Raw genomic sequence first — 16782 nt, forward strand, 5'->3', positions numbered from 1 at the left:
CGTACCCCTCTTTATTTCTTTAATTTTTTCAGTTGTTCACCAATAATATCACTTAATTGGAAAGTAGCAGAATCAGCATTTGGCTCATATTTGCTATAATCTTCTGTTACATTATTTTCTTCAAGTGCTTCTTTTATACTTAAAGAAATACGTTTTTCCGCTACATGTACTTCAAGTACTTTCACTTTTACTTCTTGTCCCATTTCCAATACTTCATTTGGATTTTTCACGTGACGATTTGCAATTTGAGATACGTGCACAAGCCCTTCAACGCCAGGTAAAATTTCAACGAAAGCACCGAATGTAACTAGACGTTTTACTACTCCCTCACGAATATCACCAGCTTTTATTTCACCAGCAACATTTTCCCAAGGTCCCGGCTGAGCTGCTTTAATTGATAAAGAGATACGTTGCGTATCAGCATCAACAGATAGCACCTTTACCTTTACCTTTTGACCTTGCTCTAGCACTTCAGATGGTTGCTCCACACGTTCGTGTGAAATTTGCGAAATGTGAACTAAACCGTCCACACCACCAACGTTAACGAAAGCACCAAAATCCGTTAATCGTTGTACTGTTCCTTCAACAATATCCCCTTCTTTTAATGAAGAGATTGCTTCTTTTTTCTTAGAATCTAGTTCTAATTCTACTACCGCTTTATGCGAAAGGATTACACGATTTTTTTCGCGGTCTAATTCAACAATTTTTACCGCTAATGTTTTTCCTTTATAGTCAGAAAAGTCTTCTACATAATGTACTTCTACAAGTGAAGCTGGGATAAAACCACGAACGCCTAGGTCCACAACTAATCCACCATTCACGATATCTTTTACAGTAACATCAAATACATGACCAGAAGTAAATTTCTCTTGTAATTCTACCCATGCTTTTTCTGCATCAACAGCACGTTTAGATAAAACAAGATCATCTTCTTCTAATTTAATAATTTTCAATTCTAGTGTTTGATCTAATTCTACAACATCGCTTGCTTTTTCAATATGAACGTTAGCTAATTCACTAATTGGAATTACGCCATCTGTTTTGTATCCAACATTTACAAGCACTTGTTTTTCTTCAACCTTCGTTACAGAACCTGTAACAACGTCACCAACTTGTAATTCTTTTGAATCCATAACTTCTTCATTCATTTTCTCTACCATGGAAATACCTCCCTACAGAATTGACAAAGCATTTTTATGTATATACGAAATGAAAACAAATGTTTTCATTTGCATGTTTAAGAATTTATCATCACATACTCTTTTTCAATAGCATTCATAAGAAAATATATTAATCCTATATAAATAGTATACAGCAAAATCATCTTGAAGAAAGTATGTTTTGAAATATAATAGCGAATATATTCTGACAGTTTTATTCCTCTTTAACTAACTTCTTATAAATCGGCTCATTTGTCAAGGAAAGAGACTCACAATTCACGTATCCTTTACATTTCTATACAAACAAAAAAAGAAAGAGGATAATCCCCTTTCTTTATTTCGCAAATACTCCTGAAACAATACCCATAATTTTTTGGACGACTTCTTCAATTGATAAAGAAGTTGTATCTAATTCCAATGCATCATCAGCCTTTTTTAGAGGAGAAACTTCGCGTTCTGAATCCAATTTATCACGCTGAGCAATTTCTTCTTGTAACTGCTCTAAATTAGAATCGAAACCTTTATTTATATTTTCTAAATGTCTTCTTTCCGCTCTTTCTTCTACAGAAGCAAGCATAAAGATTTTCACTTCAGCATCTGGTAACACATGTGTACCAATATCACGGCCATCCATTACAACGCCGCCTTTTTCCGCTAATTCTTGTTGACGACGAACCATTTCTTCACGAACAAGACGATGCTTTGCCACAATAGATACTCGATTCGTCACATCAGGCGTACGAATAACTTCCGAAACATCTTGTCCATTTAAAAATACAAGTTGTGTATTTTCTCCTTGTTGAAATTCAATATTCACATTTTTTACAACTTCCATTAGCTTTTCTTCATTTTCAATATCCACTTTTTGTTCAAGGGCTGCATATGTAATAGCACGGTACATTGCGCCTGTATCAATATAAACGTAAGAAAGCTTCTTTGCCACAACTTTTGCAACTGTACTTTTCCCAGCAGCTGCTGGACCATCTATAGCAATTGAAATTCGTTTATCCATTGTAACACCTCATTTTTTCACTTATAAAACAAAACGAAAAGCAGGTATTCATCCCTGCTTCTTCTCATTTGCTTCACGTCATTAAATCCTCAATTATTGTAGCATAATCCTTCCTAGAAGAAAACGAAAACTACCTACTCACCTGTAAGATTTCTTCTTTATTTTTCGCGACGACACCTTCATAATAAACAATTTTAGATAGATATTTTATTGATGACTTATGTATAAATAACAATTGCACAACACAAAGACAAATAAATTGAATTATTAATATACGAATGATAATTTTCTCCACCTTCTTCAAGATATCCACTCCTTCCCACCATATACTTACACATTACATTTCATGATTTTATACAACGTACATAGCGCAATTAAATTTATTGTCATATTCCAAGCATGCTTTTATACATTTTCATTGTCGAATTTACTCAAAACATGTTATGTTCTAAATGTATTTTTCAACTTGAAAGGGGTATAAGCATTGAAAAGAATCCTAGTTTTACACACAGGTGGAACAATTGCAATGGAGGAAGATAAAGAAACTGGGGTCGTACAACCAGGAGAAAAAAATCCTCTTTTAAAATTCATTCCTGATTTAGAAGGCGATGTTGATTTAATCGTTGAAGATGTGTTCCATCTACCATCTCCTCATATGACACCAAGCGAGATGTTACAATTACAAGTCATCATTGATGAAAGAGTAAAACAAGACAACATTCATGGCGTAGTCATTACGCATGGTACGGATACATTAGAAGAAACCGCATATTTCCTAGATTTAACAGTCAAAGCAACTATTCCAATCGTAGTAACAGGCGCAATGCGTTCTAGTAATGAATTAGGTGCTGATGGTCTATATAACTTCTTATCAGCTGTAAAAGTAGCTAGCAGTAATGAAGCTGCAGAAAAAGGTGTTCTAGTCGTATTAAACGACGAAATTCATTGCGCTACAAATGTAACGAAAACACATACAAGTAATGTTGCAACATTCCAAAGTCCACAATATGGACCAATTGGAATGGTAACAAAACGTGGTGTTGTTTTCCATCACGCTTTAGTACATCATGAAACGTATACAGTAAATAACATCTCTAAAAACGTAGTTGTTCTAAAAGCATATGCTGGTATGGATGATACATTGTTAGCAGCAATTGAAAACCTTCCAGTTGACGGAATTGTCATTGAAGCGCTTGGACAAGGTAATTTGCCTCCACGTACACTCCCTAGTTTAGAACGATTAATAAGCAAAGGAATTCCAGTCGTATTAGTTTCACGTTGCTTCAATGGTATCGTTCAAGACGTATATTCATATGAAGGTGGCGGCAAACAATTAAAAGATATGGGCGTTATATTCACATACGGCTTAAACGCTCAAAAAGCACGTATTAAATTACTAGTCGCATTAGAGAATACAAAATCACATGAAACAATCCAAAATATGTTTATGCACGAATAAAAAAAGCTGTCGAATTTTTCGACAGCTTCTTTTTATTTTTCTCTCGACGCAATGGTTTGCGCAATCGCATCTCCATGAAATCTACCGTTCTCGATAAATATTTCATTTGCATTATTCCCAGCGGCAATTACACCTGCAATGAAAATATTTTCAGTGTTTGTTTCCATTCTATCCTCTGTATAAATCGGACGCCCAGTTTCTTCATCAATTCGAACGCCCATCTCCGTTAAGAAACTATGATCAGGATGGTAACCCGTCATCGCAAATACAAAATCATTTTGGATTGTAAATGCCCCGTCATCAACGGTATACGTTAATGTATGTTCAGTAATTTCTTTCACATGAGCCCCAAAATGCATTTGAATTGTACCGTTTCGTACTAACGCCTCAAATTCCGGTAAAATCCACGGCTTAATGCTCGGCGAGTACTCACTTCCACGATACAGTACCGTTACACGCGCTCCTGCTTTAACAAGTTCCAACGCAGCGTCTATACTTGAGTTTTTTCCACCTATAACTACTACATCTCGATCAAAATAAGGATGTCCTTCTTTAAAATAGTGAGCTACTTTCTTCAGTTCCTCACCTGGAACATTCATATAATTTGGATTGTCATAATATCCAGTGGCTACAACAATATATTTCGCTATATATATTTCTTTATGTCCGTCACGTTTCGTCGTCTCAACCTTAAAAACTTCTCCATCTTTTTGAACTTTCTCTACTCGTTCGAAAGCATTTATGCGTACAGATTTACGCTTTACTACTTCGCGATAATACGCAAGTGCTTGATTTCGAACTGGCTTACGGTTTTCGGTAATAAAAGCTACTTCACCAATTTCTAATTTTTCACTAGAGGAGAAAAATGTTTGATGAGTTGGATAATTATAAATCGCATTTACAATGTTTCCTTTTTCAATTACTAACGGATTAATCCCTACCTTTTGCAACGAAATTGCTGCTGCTAATCCGCACGGACCGCCTCCAATTATGATAGCTGTTTCTTTCTGCATACTCGGTTCACTCCTAGTCTTCTACCTCTGCACTATTTATAAAAACAAGAAAAAACCTACTTACAACAGTAGGCACCTATCTTTATTGTATTCATTTTTCATACGTTTGTCATCTAAACGAAACGTACATCCGATAGACATCTGCTAAAAACTGTTGAAATTTAATACCTTGTTTCCCTAATACATTTTCAGGATCAATCTTTCTAGCTGGATCAAGTGTTTTATGTGATACGATATCTTTTTTCGGATTCAAGCCAAAGTTTTGACATAAATAAGCATGATACCATGTAAAACGCGTATACGCTTCCCAAAAGTTAACATCACCGCCATAACAAAGTTCCACACCAATGGCAGCCTTATTCGCATCATAACCATATAAGTCATTATCCGTCGACACACCATATCGAACATGATACGCAACTTCATTTATAGGAACAATTTCCAATATTGTTTTGTCATCTATAAATGTATGCGCCGAAGCTTTCGGTTGTATTTCATTAAAGTAATCCCGATTTCCTATTGCATTGCTACCAGGATTCCCTGTATCATGACTTACAATAAACCTTACTTTAGAAAGAGGAATTCCCGGTCGTGAACTTCCATATCCAATATAGTTACGCTCTATAGGAAACATCGCCATTACTACCAACTCCCGCTTTAGAAAATTACCTTACTTCCTTATATATGTATTCGGTAGCAATGTCCTTATCGCATATTTCTTACACGAAGAGAAAATCGAAAATATTTGATGTGAACACCATAAATAACAAAATACTTACAGCGACTCCATAAAAACCGTAAAACCAAACACAATCTTCTTTCGTATCTAAGCCGAAAAATTTATTTACTGATTGTAATAATGTGCCACGCTTACTTTTTTTGTTTCGTAATACTTCCACTCGTTCTACAACATCTGCTGGCATCATAAATCTTTGGTCTACTGTCATTTTCATCATTTATCTCTCCTTAAAATCATTTCCGTTTTGTTTATCTAAGGAGAGTATAGCACGTTTGTTCGTACAGAACAAGCGTTCTTTTATTTTTTTATTTTATTTTTCAACAAGCCAAGTAATAATCGTGAATATAAAAGCGATAATCGGCCCTACTACAACCACACCAAATATTAAAAACAATAAGCCTTCTCCGAACATCCGAACGACACTTGTTTTTCGGGCTTTCGTCGTTCTTGAGAGTTCTCCCTCTAAGCTCTTAACCTTTTCTTCTAATTGTTCTACTCGTTCCATCATTTCATTTTCCATATACAACACCTCACACTAATACTCCAACAAAAAAACGTGATTCCCTCGAAAGGAATCACGTTTTTTCACGATATAATATTATACCCAACCTCTGAAGCGACTTGCTTCAGCCATTTTACGAACACCAACCATATAAGCTGCTAAGCGCATGTTCACTTTACGAACTTGTGCTGTTTCATAAATAGAATCAAATGATCTTACCATTACTTTTTCTAAGCGTTGTTCTACTTCTTCTTCTGTCCAGTAGTAACCTTGGTTATTTTGTACCCACTCAAAGTAAGATACTGTAACTCCACCAGCACTTGCTAATACGTCTGGAACAAGTAAAATTCCGCGATCTGTTAAAATTTTAGTTGCTTCTAAAGTTGTTGGACCATTTGCAGCTTCAACAACAATTTTTGCTTTAATATTATTAGCATTTTCTTCTGTAATTTGGTTCTCAATTGCAGCTGGAACTAAAATATCGCAATCAAGTTCTAACAATTCTTTGTTTGAAATTGTATTATTAAATAGTTTTGTTACTGTACCGAAGCTATCACGACGGTCTAATAAATAATCAATATCTAATCCATTTGGATCATGTAATGCACCGTAAGCATCTGAAATTGCAATTACTTTCGCACCTGCATCATGCATAAATTTAGCTAAGAAGCTACCCGCATTACCGAACCCTTGAACAACAACACGCGCACCTTTAATATCAATGTCGCGTTTTTTTGCAGCTTCGCGAATACAAATTGTTACACCTTTCGCTGTTGCTGTTTCACGTCCGTGTGATCCACCTAATACAAGTGGCTTACCTGTAATAAATCCTGGTGAATTAAATTCATCAATACGGCTATACTCATCCATCATCCATGCCATAATTTGAGAGTTTGTAAATACGTCTGGAGCCGGAATATCTTTTGTAGGACCAACGATTTGGCTAATTGCTCGTACATAACCGCGGCTTAGTCTTTCTAATTCACGGAATGACATTTCACGTGGGTCACAGATAATTCCACCTTTACCTCCACCATACGGTAAATCAACAATACCACATTTTAAACTCATCCAGATCGAAAGTGCTTTCACTTCATTTTCTGTTACATTCGGATGGAAGCGAATTCCACCTTTCGTTGGACCAACAGCATCATTATGTTGCGCACGATATCCTGTAAATATTTTAACAGTCCCGTCATCCATACGAACTGGTATTTTCACTGTCATCATACGAATTGGTTCTTTTAATAATTCATATACTTCGTTTGGATAACCCAATTTTTCTAATGCTTCACTAATAACAATTTGTGTCGAATTCAATAGTTCAAAATGTTGTTCCCTTTGTTGTTGTGTTTTTGTTTGAGTTCCCTTTTCGGCTACCATAGTAAGTAAACCCCCTGTAATTTCACTTGTTTAGTAAACCTTCATTGCCTAGTATACACCGTTAAATTTGGAATGCAATAGAAAACGCTAACAAATATATACAACTTATTTCGTATTGCAAGCGTTTTCACTATTATTATAGTCCTTTTATTGCTTTTAGAAAAGTAAAATACTTAAATATTTAAATATTTTTTATCTCACTCGAATACAGCGTCGCGAAACGGTATATTTAATTAAGAAAACGTTTGTTTAAATATTTATAATTGACCCTAGCCTTACTCCTCTTATCCAAATAAAATACAAAACCCCAGCTATGTTATATTAGCTGAGGTTTTGCTTTTTCACAAAGTAATTGTATACTTGTTCAATTGCTTGAGAAGCCATTAATTCTTTACCATACTCCATTACACGGTAAATGGTTGCCGTAGACGGATTACCGTATTCTGCTAAAATAGCTATAAAATCCGCCTTCAATAATTGTATTTGCTCTTCTTCTTCCATCCAAAGATAGAAACGCCCATCCCATGTATATAACTTTCCGCCAGTTACACCAAGGTTATATAAGCGATTCGACAGGTTAATTACGTCGTCTAGTGTAGCAAACTCATAAAGTATGTGCTCGCTCTCATCTAGAGTCACTTGCATTTCAATAAACTCGTCACGGAACTCATCATCTGTATCCACTTCTTGATTTTCCTTCGTTACTATTACAACCATGCCTTGTGCTTGTAGAGAAAATACTTCAACTGCAATCGGACCATCTGCTTCAAATCCTAATTCTTTATTTGCTTCTTGCATCATATCACGAAATAGTTGCTGTACTTTCGGTGCATTTCTCCATAAATCCTCTTTCGTTAATCCTCGTTCAGATAAATCATCAAATGTTAGGAAAATTTTTATCTTATTATAATTTAATCGTTCCAGCCTCATCTCATACCCTCCCTACGTAACCATTGAATCTAATTTTTATTATATGAAATAGAAAATAGATGGTTCTTTCCGAACAACTATTCTAACATTTTTAACCATTCATCCCATTCTTCTTTCGTATCGCCGATTAGGATTGTTTGAATGTTCAACTGATCTCGAGCGCTTATTTCCCCTATAACCCCAACAGAAAGGTTCTCATTTTTTTCTTGCAATAAATCCCCAACATTCATCGCCCTTTTCAGTTCTAGGCCATTTTCAAAAGAGACAAATAAATGTTTTGGCTGTATTTGCTCAACCGCTAATAACATGCCATCTCCCTCTAAACTTGTCCTAATATGTATCGCCTCATATCCTTTTAAACGTAAATACATTGAGAAAATAAATCCTTTCAATGTATTATTTTCTAACACAATTACTTTGTGTATGGAAGAAAACGTTGAAGCATTATGATACACCATTCCTAGACGAGTTTGTAAAAATGATACGGCATATTGGAATTGCGTCATTGCAATCTCATTGTTATTTTTTAGTGTCAACAATTTGTTTGTCACTTGAAGAATAATACCGGTGATAACTTTTTCTGTTGAATAAATACTAAAAGCCTCATTTATTAATGCAGAAGTTGTAATTTCATCAAATTCTAACAAAGCTTGTAGTAAATCGTCCACTAAAACAACTTCTTTATCGTAATGTATTTCTTTTTGGGCATTACTCTGCAAACGATTCCCTTCTAATAACTGCACTGCTTGTCCAATCATCATACCGGAAGAAACCTTCTCCATTAACCATTTCAAAATTCGAATATGCTCTTCTGTATATAATCGATGCCCAGCTTGATTCCGCTTTGGGGCAATAATCTGATATCGCCTTTCCCATGCACGAAGCGTACTCGGTTGAACTCCAATAATATTCGAAACAGCTTTTATATTATATTTTCCATTTAGAGTTGGCATCATTTCCCTCCACATAACGTAATAATATGTGTTTGAGCAGGTGCTCGAAAACGAAGTGGAATCAATGTTGTTCCGTATCCATTACTAACAAAGAGAGTCGTATTTGAATGATTATATACGCCACCTTTTAAATATTTTTCAGATGGGAATAATCGAATCTGTCCTCCATGTGTATGTCCACTTAACACAAGTGAAATTTGTTCTTTTCCAGACATTTTTTTTATTATATCAGGGTTGTGACTAATTAAAATACGAAATCCCTCTTCTTTACAATCAGCCAATGCTAAGTCTAAACGATCACGTTCCAATCCAACATCATCTACACCGAGTAAGCAAATTTTCTCTCCTAACTCAGATTCAAATACAACTCTTGTATTATCTAAAACTTTCACATTATTTTCTAATAGCAACGCATCTAATTCATGGTATTCAATCTCATAGTCATTATTTCCCCATACAAAATATACAGGAGCTATCGCTCTTAACTTTTGAATATTTGCAGAGATTTTTGATAAAGGTACGCCCTTTTCCGCTAAATCACCACCAATAATAACGAGATCTACTTTTCCCTTTATTCGCTCAATTAACGAATCTGAAACGACTCTTCTATGAATATCAGAAATAAAAAACATATTCATCTGTTGAAAACTTTGCGGGAATTCTTTAAATTCTAAAGTATGTTCCAATACCGTATTACGCATCGCTTCTTTATACATTACAAGAAGAAATATTATACCTATACATATGAGAGTACTTAATATTGTAATCCATATCATATTTTTACTCCCCTACTCATAAAGATAATCCTCAGTTTTTATAACAAGCTACGAATTGCTTAATTTACTAGCTCTCTTGTTTTACGGACTTATCTTTTATCGGAATTTTTAATTCTTGACCTGCACTCACTTCATCTTCTTCTAAGTTATTATACTTTTTAATAACTTCAATCCCACTTTCATCTGAAAAATATTGCTTCGCTATACTTTCTAAAGTTTCTCCCTTTTTCACAGTATGCGTTACCACCTTCTCAGATTGTTTCTGAGTTTCAGATTTGGCTGAATCAAAAAAAATTACTTCAAACGCACTTTTACCAGCATTACTACTATCACTTTTCACCTGAATATATTTATCCGTATACCATAAAATACTAATTGGTAGTAATATGAATAGACACGTTAATACTCGGACAAAAATGTGATTCATTTTAAACTTTTGCTTTTTCTCTTTATTTCTATGAAGTTCACTTCGCGGCGGTAAACTTTCATCTTCTTCCACTTGCTCAACTTCTAATTCCTCTTCAAAATCAGGAATTCGTTTCCTCATGTTGTTCACCACCACCTTCCATTTATTTTCTTAGTTGGAGTCCCATTATAAAATCAACAAGAAAGTGTGCAAAGATTGTTATAAATAAATTCCCTGTCCATTCAAATACATAACCAAAGACAAAACTAATAAAACATACGAAACAAAACAAAAATGGCTTTGTTATATACCGAATATGTAAGACTGCAAATACTAAACTTGCTATTATAATTCCGAAATGAGTCTGCATTACACCTCTAAATAAAAATTCTTCTGCAAAGCCAATAACGAACGTAATAACGAGTAAATGCATAACTGACATTCCTTGAAACATCTTATCGTTAATACCACCATCATCAAACCAAGACTCTGGAAATACTCGCATTGCAACATAATCTAATAACACAATACCAATCGCTAATAAACTACCTACTATAAGTATTCGTACAGGTTCCCACTTCCAAAGACTAAAAACTTCTTTTGTATCTCGAAATAATATATATGCTAGCAAACAACCAATACCAATAATAATTAGCTGTGTTATATACAGATTCAGCCTTATTTCTTTCGGACTCATATCTTCAACATTATGCCTTTGAATGTTCATCATTCCTCCATCTTCTCTAGGCCGAAAAGCTTTTGTAACTCTGTTTCCCAATTATAGTCGAAATCGGATTGTTGCGCTCGTCTTTTTTTATACTCCGTTTTTGTAATACCACAATAATCGCAGCAATTTTTCAGCTCTGTCTCTTTTCTATAACCGAACTGTTGAAGCACATATTCACGCCTACATCCTTTAACTTGTATCCATGACTTCATGTTTTCTAGCTCACTATATTTATTACGCAATCTTATTTCTACTTCAGCTATTAATCTGTTCATGATTTCATCTGACAAGCTCTCTAATATTAGTTTTCTCCGTTGTATGATCCCAAGCCGTTCGAGATGATAGCGGATGAAACGCCAATATTGTTCATTAAATCTTGCTGCATTATAACAAATTTCTTCTACATCTTCTATTGGTAATTCTTTCGTTTGAAACATTCTTTCTTGTAGTAAAGAAAATAAAAATTGTATTTGCGACTTACTTGGCAATTCATCTTCAATAATTGAAATTGGCAAATCGTGATCCAACGGACTACATAATAAAAAGGCTATACTCGGTTCGCCATCTCTTCCAGCTCTTCCGATTTCTTGTAAGTAGGAAGCTATATTAGTCGGATAATGGAAATGAATAATATATCTCGTATTCGACTTATTTACTCCCATACCAAAAGCACTTGTGCATATTACAATTTGCAATTGGTCATTCATAAATTGCTGCTGAATTAACATACGCTCTTCATGTTCCATACCACCATGATAAAAAGCCACACCAGTACAGCCTTTTCCTCTTAAATATTCCGTTAAACGTTCTGTCCATGCTCTACTTGAACAATATACAATCCCTGGCCCCTGTAAATACATCACATGTTCCAAAAGTGCTTCTTTCTTCTCTTCTATCGTCTCTATAAATTGCACTTCCATTGCAATATTTGGACGATCAATAGAGTATGCATGCTGCGAGACATTCTTTAAACTTAAACTCTCTGCTATATCTTGCAGTACATCCTTTGTCGCTGTCGCTGTTAATGCTAGTACCGTAGGAGATCCAATGTTCTCAATTACTACGTTTAATTTTTTATAATCCGGTCTAAAATCATACCCCCACTGCGAAATACAATGGGCCTCATCCACAACAAACATTGAAATATGAATTTTCTTCAATTCTCTTATTAATAAATCCGATTGCAACATTTCTGGAGACACAAAAATAAATTTATAAAAAGCCAATTTTTTCATCGCTTCTCTTTTTTCACTTAATGTCCGAAAACTATTAAATGCAATCACTCGATTTTTCACAACATACTTTAATTGTGTAACTTGATCTTCCATTAAAGATAATAGTGGTGATACAACAAGCACTGTTCCTTCTTGCATTAGCCCTGGGAGTTGATAGCACATAGATTTCCCTCTTCCAGTCGGAAGCATCGCTATAACATCTTTTCCTTCTAATAAGTCTGTAATAACTTCTTTTTGTCCTTGACGAAATTCAGAATATCCAAACCACTTATATAAATATTCCTCAAGTTTCATTTATACCCTCCATCCGTGCCAATACAAGACGGACTTCAAAATAAGATATCTCTTCCCCAACCGCTTGTTTCAAGACACGTAACTTACGTGTTTGTAATGTCTCAATTACTTCTTTTACTTTATCTATTTTGTCTTTCTCCATAAACATCTCAATTGAAAATTCTTTTTCTCGTAAAGCGATTTCTACAAAATGATCTTCTATCGTTGCAACCTTCAAATTCCGAATTGTTGCTATTTCTTCCAGAAAGCGTCCTTGTCTCCAAAGATTATATGTTTTTTTCGTAGATATGCTAAATAAATCAGCCTTCTCATTTGGATAAGATATAATTTCAGCTAATAACGGAAACTCACTTTCTTTATTACGAACTTCTTGAATAATGAAATGAATTGTACCCCAAAATAAAAAATACACTCGAAATACATCTTGTTTCGTAATTTCCGCTAATTGTTGCAACGTACAACCGATGCGTTTATAGCCCGTTAAGCGATATGTTACGATTGTCGCCTCTAATGGTTTATTTTTTTGTAAAAGAGTATACATCTCCTTCCACAACCTTTTAGCCAATTCACTTCTCATATATGGTATTCCAGTGAGAAAACGTTTCACCCACATCATTATTTCTGTATCTTGCTGAATTGGAATAAATTTCGTATTCACCTGTTGTAAATTCGAAATGGTTTGAACGATTAATGATAATCTCTTCCAAAACGTTTCACCTATTTCACCATAGTGTAAACCATGTAAACACGTCGGAAAAGCAAAGTCATCTTTCCATTTGTTTAATTGCATGTTACCAGCAGTCGTTACTACGTATGTATTTTCATGTATAGATTGAACTAAATCCGTTTGTACCAACTTTGCAACTTCTTGATCATAATCAGCTCTATTCAAAGATTTATAAATCCCAAACAAAAAAGAAATTTGAAACATATTCCCATCTTGTAATGTTTGCGATGACCTCTTTCCTTTTAATAAATAATAAATAGAAGAAACGGTCCTTTCGCCATTCAATTGTTTTAAACAATACAATAAAGTATATTGTAGTTGCATTACCGCTTCCCCTTTCCAATTTAACTTAATTCTTTTTCAATATGATTACAACGTCTACTGTTACTCATTAACCTTATCATATCGGTACCATATGCTTGTACATACTCTATTGTACCAAACGAAATAACATTTACGTATTTTGAAAATCTTATGACATAATTCAAAAATAAGTTGACACTCTAATTGATAAGCATTATCATTATAATTTTATGTTGAAAAGTTTTACAAACCGTTTTACAATAAGGTTATAATTTTTATGGCGAGCTTTTCACATACATATTATCAGGAGGGAAAAAAGATGGCAAAATATACAATCGTTGATAAAGATACTTGTATCGCATGTGGTGCTTGCGGCGCTGCTGCACCAGACATTTATGACTATGATGATGAAGGTATTGCATTTGTAACATTAGATGATAACCAAGGTATCGTTGAAATTCCAGATGTATTAATTGAAGATATGATGGATGCATTCGAAGGTTGTCCAACTGACTCAATTAAAGTTGCTGACGAATCATTTGACGGCGACGCTTTAAAATTCGAATAGTCTTTTATTAACTTCAAAAAATGCCCCTCATATTGATGAGGGGCATTTTTTGTTCCCTATTTTCATTCTACTTAACAAAAAACCATTAGTAGTTTCACACTACTAATGGTTTTATTTTATATGTTATGCATTTTTCATTTTTGCAAACACCCATACTTTCAGGCGTGAGAATAATGCTACAAATACAATTGTTACTACAATTCCTTTAATTAAATTAAACGGTAAGATCGCTGTTACAACAGTCGTTCTTATAGCCTCACTAGACATAGCAGGTGCATTTAAAAACCAAGTGTAAGCTGGGAATATGATGATATAGTTTAATACACTCATAATTAGCGCCATTGTAATTGTCCCTAACATTAGTCCTGTCGTTAAACTCTTTACAGTACGATACTTTCTAAATAAGAAAGCTGCTGGTCCAATAAATAAACATCCTGCAATAAAGTTTGCAATTTCTCCAACTGGCACTCCTACTAAACTACCTTGAATCCCGTAATGTAAAATATTCTTTATTCCCTCTACAATTATCCCCGCAATTGGTCCAAAAATAATTGCAGCAATTAGAGCTGGCACATCACTAAAATCAATTTTTAAAAATGGCGGAAGCCCTGGGAACGGGAAATCCAACATCATTAGTAAATATGCAATACTACTTAGCATTGCTACACTCACCATCTTTACTACACTGTTTTTTTGTTTCATCGTTCTCTCTCCTTTTCCATCGATCATCTCATGGAAAGTGGAAAGGTTCTGCTATGCCTATTTTTTCATAGAATGAAAAAACCCTTTGTGTTTTACACAAAGGGAGAATTTAAGGCACATCAAACAGACGTTCAAATTCCTATCTTTTTTGAACGCTTGAACCTCCATCTTCTCCCATCCAGACTATACTGTCGGCTTTGGAATCACACCAAATCCTGCCTTAACGGCTCGCGGGCTTAGAACGAAATCATAAATAGTTCATCACCGCCGGTCGGGATTTTCACCCTGCCCCGAAGATAGACCGATATTCTATTTTCCCCTTCATTATACAACAACCTAATAACATTGTGAACTAAAAAATTGTAACTTATTTAAAATTAGTTATTTATTTTTTATAACCCATTAATAATTGCAAAATATTTTACAATACACCCCATATTTTTTATTATTAGGCATTTCTCTTTTGAATTCCCTAGTCATATATAATGAAAAGTGATAAGATGTTGAATTGTTAAGATAAGAACATTTTCTGAGTTATGGAGGAAATGTCATGAAGAAAGATAAAAGACACTCTATTCGAGAAGCAATGAAAAAAAACTTAAGAAAAGAATACTTTTACTTAAAAAAAGAATTACTTTTCTACTGTCCAATTGATTTAGGCACATTCTCAAGCGAGACATACTATGCTGCTTTCGATGAAGATGGCATCAGTATTTATCAGTATGATAAAAAAACAGAAAGTAAATTAAAATTGTGCGAGCGTCATCCATGGAAGAGTTGGAATAAAGTGAAGGTTGATCACTATTTGACAACTTCTCAATTTATTTTTCAAGGTGAGCGTAACTGGATATTATCCCTTTTCCAAAAAGGAAAAGAAGCTCAAAAAATTATCGAAGAGCATACATCTTTACAAACAGAAGTTGTTTCTCGCTCTTTCTTAAAAAAACTTCCTGGTTTTCGTTCTAATACACCGTTGAATAAATACATCGGCAGCATTTGTTACACTGCACTTATTGCATTTTTATTAAAATGGATGATTCCATTTCAAGCACCACAAATCGCCCTGTACTCTCTTTCGATTGGTTGTATGCTTCTTGGCTTACTTTGTTTGACAATCGGTTTAATTGAACCGACTATTGTACTGTTTCGAACAAAAGAAAAAACAAGAACAAAAGTTTTTTACTTATATAGCTACTTAGCTATTTCTGGATTTATATGTGTCTTTATTTTTTGGTAAAAGAAGAGCTAGTTAAACTAGCTCTTCTTTACTTTACGTATAATTGTTGATTTGGATAAATTCGCTCTTGCTGCAATCCATTTTTTGCTTTTATTTCCTTAAGTGTCATACTAAATTTCCTTGCAATATTAACTAAAGTATCCCCTTTTTGTACAACATATAATGAGGAAGAAACAACTTCATTTCTTTGTTCATTTAAAACAAGTAATGGATTCATCGCATTCTTTTTCGCCATCGTCCATCTTCCTTGATGAAGTTCTAAATGTAAATGTGCACCTCGTGATTCTCCTGTGTTTCCTACTTCTCCAATTATTTCTCCTTTTGAAATATAATCCCCTTGAACTACGTGTCTCTTATTTAAATGTGCATACACAGCCTCATATTCTCCATGTTTAATAAATACAACGTTCCCATAACTATTTGAATAATAAGACTTTGTCACCTTACCATCTTGAATAGCTGCCACAGGTACTCCGATCGGTGCAGCTATATCAATACCGTAGTGTTTTCCATGCCTTGTCCCAAAATAATCACTTATCTGTCCTTCCACAGGCCATGTCCATCGATTTTCTTCTGCGTAAACATGTAATTGAGATAAAAACAGTACAGTCAATAACATGACGCTACATTTTAACACTTTCATATACATCCTCCGT

Annotated in this window: 20 protein-coding genes and 1 riboswitch; of the genes, 3 read left to right on the forward strand and 17 right to left on the reverse strand. The window is 34.4% G+C overall.

The features are described 5' to 3' along the window. Window positions 1-11: 11 nt before the first annotated feature. From rpsA to G9F74_RS03360, 3 genes are all read right to left on the reverse strand, one after another. Window positions 12-1160, reverse strand: coding sequence for a 30S ribosomal protein S1 (gene rpsA / locus G9F74_RS03350; protein WP_000229553.1), 1149 nt, complete (start codon window positions 1158-1160; stop codon window positions 12-14). Between the two features lie 334 nt (window positions 1161-1494). Next, on the reverse strand, window positions 1495-2172 hold the full coding sequence (gene cmk, locus G9F74_RS03355; protein WP_000361259.1) for a (d)CMP kinase: 678 nt from the start codon (window positions 2170-2172) through the stop codon (window positions 1495-1497). 130 nt (window positions 2173-2302) lie between these two features. Next, window positions 2303-2476, reverse strand: a complete 174-nt coding sequence (locus G9F74_RS03360) for a DUF5359 family protein (protein WP_000754950.1) — start codon at window positions 2474-2476, stop codon at window positions 2303-2305. 180 nt (window positions 2477-2656) lie between these two features. Here G9F74_RS03360 and ansA point away from each other — a divergent pair, with 180 nt between their 5' ends. Then, window positions 2657-3631, forward strand: coding sequence for an asparaginase (gene ansA, locus G9F74_RS03365; RefSeq protein ID WP_000822002.1), 975 nt, complete (start codon window positions 2657-2659; stop codon window positions 3629-3631). Between the two features lie 32 nt (window positions 3632-3663). On the opposite strand, the gene G9F74_RS03370 is transcribed toward ansA, so the two are convergent. The 12 genes from G9F74_RS03370 to G9F74_RS03425 all read right to left on the reverse strand — a co-directional run bounded on the left by G9F74_RS03370 (window position 3664) and on the right by G9F74_RS03425 (window position 13640). Beyond that, a complete protein-coding gene (locus G9F74_RS03370) occupies window positions 3664-4644 on the reverse strand; it encodes a YpdA family putative bacillithiol disulfide reductase (protein ID WP_001168501.1) in 981 nt (326 codons plus the stop codon). A gap of 109 nt (window positions 4645-4753) precedes the next feature. Then, window positions 4754-5284 carry a peptidoglycan recognition protein family protein gene (locus tag G9F74_RS03375; protein WP_001240651.1) on the reverse strand — a complete coding sequence of 177 codons (531 nt, stop codon included), beginning with the start codon at window positions 5282-5284 and terminating at the stop codon, window positions 4754-4756. A 79-nt stretch (window positions 5285-5363) separates the two neighbouring features. Continuing rightward, window positions 5364-5600, reverse strand: a complete 237-nt coding sequence (locus G9F74_RS03380; RefSeq protein WP_002038314.1) for a DUF3961 domain-containing protein — start codon at window positions 5598-5600, stop codon at window positions 5364-5366. Between the two features lie 93 nt (window positions 5601-5693). Then, a complete protein-coding gene (locus G9F74_RS03385) occupies window positions 5694-5903 on the reverse strand; it encodes a hypothetical protein (RefSeq protein ID WP_000426778.1) in 210 nt (69 codons plus the stop codon). 78 nt (window positions 5904-5981) lie between these two features. Then, window positions 5982-7268 (reverse strand): NAD-specific glutamate dehydrogenase, encoded by a 1287-nt coding sequence (gene gudB / locus G9F74_RS03390; RefSeq protein ID WP_000225171.1) that lies wholly within the window; start codon window positions 7266-7268, stop codon window positions 5982-5984. Window positions 7269-7589: 321 nt separating this feature from the next. Next, complete coding sequence (locus G9F74_RS03395; protein ID WP_001235404.1) at window positions 7590-8198, reverse strand: genetic competence negative regulator; 609 nt, start codon at window positions 8196-8198, stop codon at window positions 7590-7592. A gap of 77 nt (window positions 8199-8275) precedes the next feature. Further along, window positions 8276-9151, reverse strand: coding sequence for a MerR family transcriptional regulator (locus G9F74_RS03400; protein ID WP_001142655.1), 876 nt, complete (start codon window positions 9149-9151; stop codon window positions 8276-8278). Continuing rightward, window positions 9151-9927 carry a metallophosphoesterase gene (locus G9F74_RS03405; protein WP_000637912.1) on the reverse strand — a complete coding sequence of 259 codons (777 nt, stop codon included), beginning with the start codon at window positions 9925-9927 and terminating at the stop codon, window positions 9151-9153. Before G9F74_RS03405 ends, G9F74_RS03400 begins: the two co-directional genes overlap by 1 nt. 67 nt (window positions 9928-9994) lie before the next feature. Continuing rightward, the gene (locus G9F74_RS03410; RefSeq protein ID WP_001231536.1) at window positions 9995-10474 is read right to left on the reverse strand and encodes a LysM peptidoglycan-binding domain-containing protein; all 480 of its coding nucleotides are present in this window, start codon (window positions 10472-10474) and stop codon (window positions 9995-9997) included. A 22-nt stretch (window positions 10475-10496) separates the two neighbouring features. Then, window positions 10497-11060 carry a CPBP family intramembrane glutamic endopeptidase gene (locus G9F74_RS03415; RefSeq protein ID WP_001025774.1) on the reverse strand — a complete coding sequence of 188 codons (564 nt, stop codon included), beginning with the start codon at window positions 11058-11060 and terminating at the stop codon, window positions 10497-10499. Then, the gene (locus G9F74_RS03420) at window positions 11060-12589 is read right to left on the reverse strand and encodes a RecQ family ATP-dependent DNA helicase (protein ID WP_016108079.1); all 1530 of its coding nucleotides are present in this window, start codon (window positions 12587-12589) and stop codon (window positions 11060-11062) included. Before G9F74_RS03420 ends, G9F74_RS03415 begins: the two co-directional genes overlap by 1 nt. Then, window positions 12579-13640 carry a YpbB family protein gene (locus tag G9F74_RS03425; protein ID WP_001176982.1) on the reverse strand — a complete coding sequence of 354 codons (1062 nt, stop codon included), beginning with the start codon at window positions 13638-13640 and terminating at the stop codon, window positions 12579-12581. The genes G9F74_RS03420 and G9F74_RS03425 overlap by 11 nt, the downstream gene beginning before the upstream one ends. Before the next feature lie 298 nt (window positions 13641-13938). On the opposite strand from G9F74_RS03425, the gene G9F74_RS03430 reads away from it, so the two are divergent. Further along, the gene (locus G9F74_RS03430) at window positions 13939-14187 is read left to right on the forward strand and encodes a ferredoxin (RefSeq protein ID WP_001151993.1); all 249 of its coding nucleotides are present in this window, start codon (window positions 13939-13941) and stop codon (window positions 14185-14187) included. Window positions 14188-14310: 123 nt separating this feature from the next. Here the strand turns inward: G9F74_RS03430 and G9F74_RS03435 are convergent, their stop codons facing one another. Then, a complete protein-coding gene (locus G9F74_RS03435) occupies window positions 14311-14889 on the reverse strand; it encodes an ECF transporter S component (RefSeq protein ID WP_000810844.1) in 579 nt (192 codons plus the stop codon). A 162-nt stretch (window positions 14890-15051) separates the two neighbouring features. Further along, window positions 15052-15191, reverse strand: a riboswitch (FMN riboswitch). Between the two features lie 248 nt (window positions 15192-15439). Between G9F74_RS03435 and G9F74_RS03440 the strand changes: the two genes are divergently transcribed. Then, window positions 15440-16126, forward strand: coding sequence for a hypothetical protein (locus G9F74_RS03440; protein WP_000710843.1), 687 nt, complete (start codon window positions 15440-15442; stop codon window positions 16124-16126). A gap of 28 nt (window positions 16127-16154) precedes the next feature. Here G9F74_RS03440 and G9F74_RS03445 read toward each other — a convergent pair whose 3' ends face one another. Continuing rightward, entirely contained in the window at window positions 16155-16769 is a 615-nt protein-coding gene (locus G9F74_RS03445) for a peptidoglycan DD-metalloendopeptidase family protein (RefSeq protein WP_000866135.1), read from the reverse strand. Between the last annotated feature and the right edge of the window lie 13 nt (window positions 16770-16782).

The sequence above is a fragment of the Bacillus sp. EKM202B genome (assembly GCF_011066025.1).
GTDB lineage: Bacteria > Bacillota > Bacilli > Bacillales > Bacillaceae_G > Bacillus_A > Bacillus_A toyonensis.

What these genes read in the sequence shown, in the direction of transcription:
- rpsA (WP_000229553.1), bottom strand. Translation starts at nt 1,160, where the DNA reads ATGGTAGAGAAAATGAATGAAGAAGTTATGGATTCAAAAGAATTACAA.
- cmk (WP_000361259.1), bottom strand. Translation starts at nt 2,172, where the DNA reads ATGGATAAACGAATTTCAATTGCTATAGATGGTCCAGCAGCTGCTGGG.
- G9F74_RS03370 (WP_001168501.1), bottom strand. Translation starts at nt 4,644, where the DNA reads ATGCAGAAAGAAACAGCTATCATAATTGGAGGCGGTCCGTGCGGATTA.
- G9F74_RS03375 (WP_001240651.1), bottom strand. Translation starts at nt 5,284, where the DNA reads ATGGCGATGTTTCCTATAGAGCGTAACTATATTGGATATGGAAGTTCA.
- G9F74_RS03380 (WP_002038314.1), bottom strand. Translation starts at nt 5,600, where the DNA reads ATGATGAAAATGACAGTAGACCAAAGATTTATGATGCCAGCAGATGTT.
- G9F74_RS03385 (WP_000426778.1), bottom strand. Translation starts at nt 5,903, where the DNA reads ATGGAAAATGAAATGATGGAACGAGTAGAACAATTAGAAGAAAAGGTT.
- gudB (WP_000225171.1), bottom strand. Translation starts at nt 7,268, where the DNA reads ATGGTAGCCGAAAAGGGAACTCAAACAAAAACACAACAACAAAGGGAA.
- G9F74_RS03395 (WP_001235404.1), bottom strand. Translation starts at nt 8,198, where the DNA reads ATGAGGCTGGAACGATTAAATTATAATAAGATAAAAATTTTCCTAACA.
- G9F74_RS03400 (WP_001142655.1), bottom strand. Translation starts at nt 9,151, where the DNA reads ATGCCAACTCTAAATGGAAAATATAATATAAAAGCTGTTTCGAATATT.
- G9F74_RS03405 (WP_000637912.1), bottom strand. Translation starts at nt 9,927, where the DNA reads ATGATATGGATTACAATATTAAGTACTCTCATATGTATAGGTATAATA.
- G9F74_RS03410 (WP_001231536.1), bottom strand. Translation starts at nt 10,474, where the DNA reads ATGAGGAAACGAATTCCTGATTTTGAAGAGGAATTAGAAGTTGAGCAA.
- G9F74_RS03415 (WP_001025774.1), bottom strand. Translation starts at nt 11,060, where the DNA reads ATGAACATTCAAAGGCATAATGTTGAAGATATGAGTCCGAAAGAAATA.
- G9F74_RS03420 (WP_016108079.1), bottom strand. Translation starts at nt 12,589, where the DNA reads ATGAAACTTGAGGAATATTTATATAAGTGGTTTGGATATTCTGAATTT.
- G9F74_RS03425 (WP_001176982.1), bottom strand. Translation starts at nt 13,640, where the DNA reads ATGCAACTACAATATACTTTATTGTATTGTTTAAAACAATTGAATGGC.
- G9F74_RS03430 (WP_001151993.1), top strand. Translation starts at nt 13,939, where the DNA reads ATGGCAAAATATACAATCGTTGATAAAGATACTTGTATCGCATGTGGT.
- G9F74_RS03435 (WP_000810844.1), bottom strand. Translation starts at nt 14,889, where the DNA reads ATGAAACAAAAAAACAGTGTAGTAAAGATGGTGAGTGTAGCAATGCTA.
- G9F74_RS03440 (WP_000710843.1), top strand. Translation starts at nt 15,440, where the DNA reads ATGAAGAAAGATAAAAGACACTCTATTCGAGAAGCAATGAAAAAAAAC.
- G9F74_RS03445 (WP_000866135.1), bottom strand. Translation starts at nt 16,769, where the DNA reads ATGAAAGTGTTAAAATGTAGCGTCATGTTATTGACTGTACTGTTTTTA.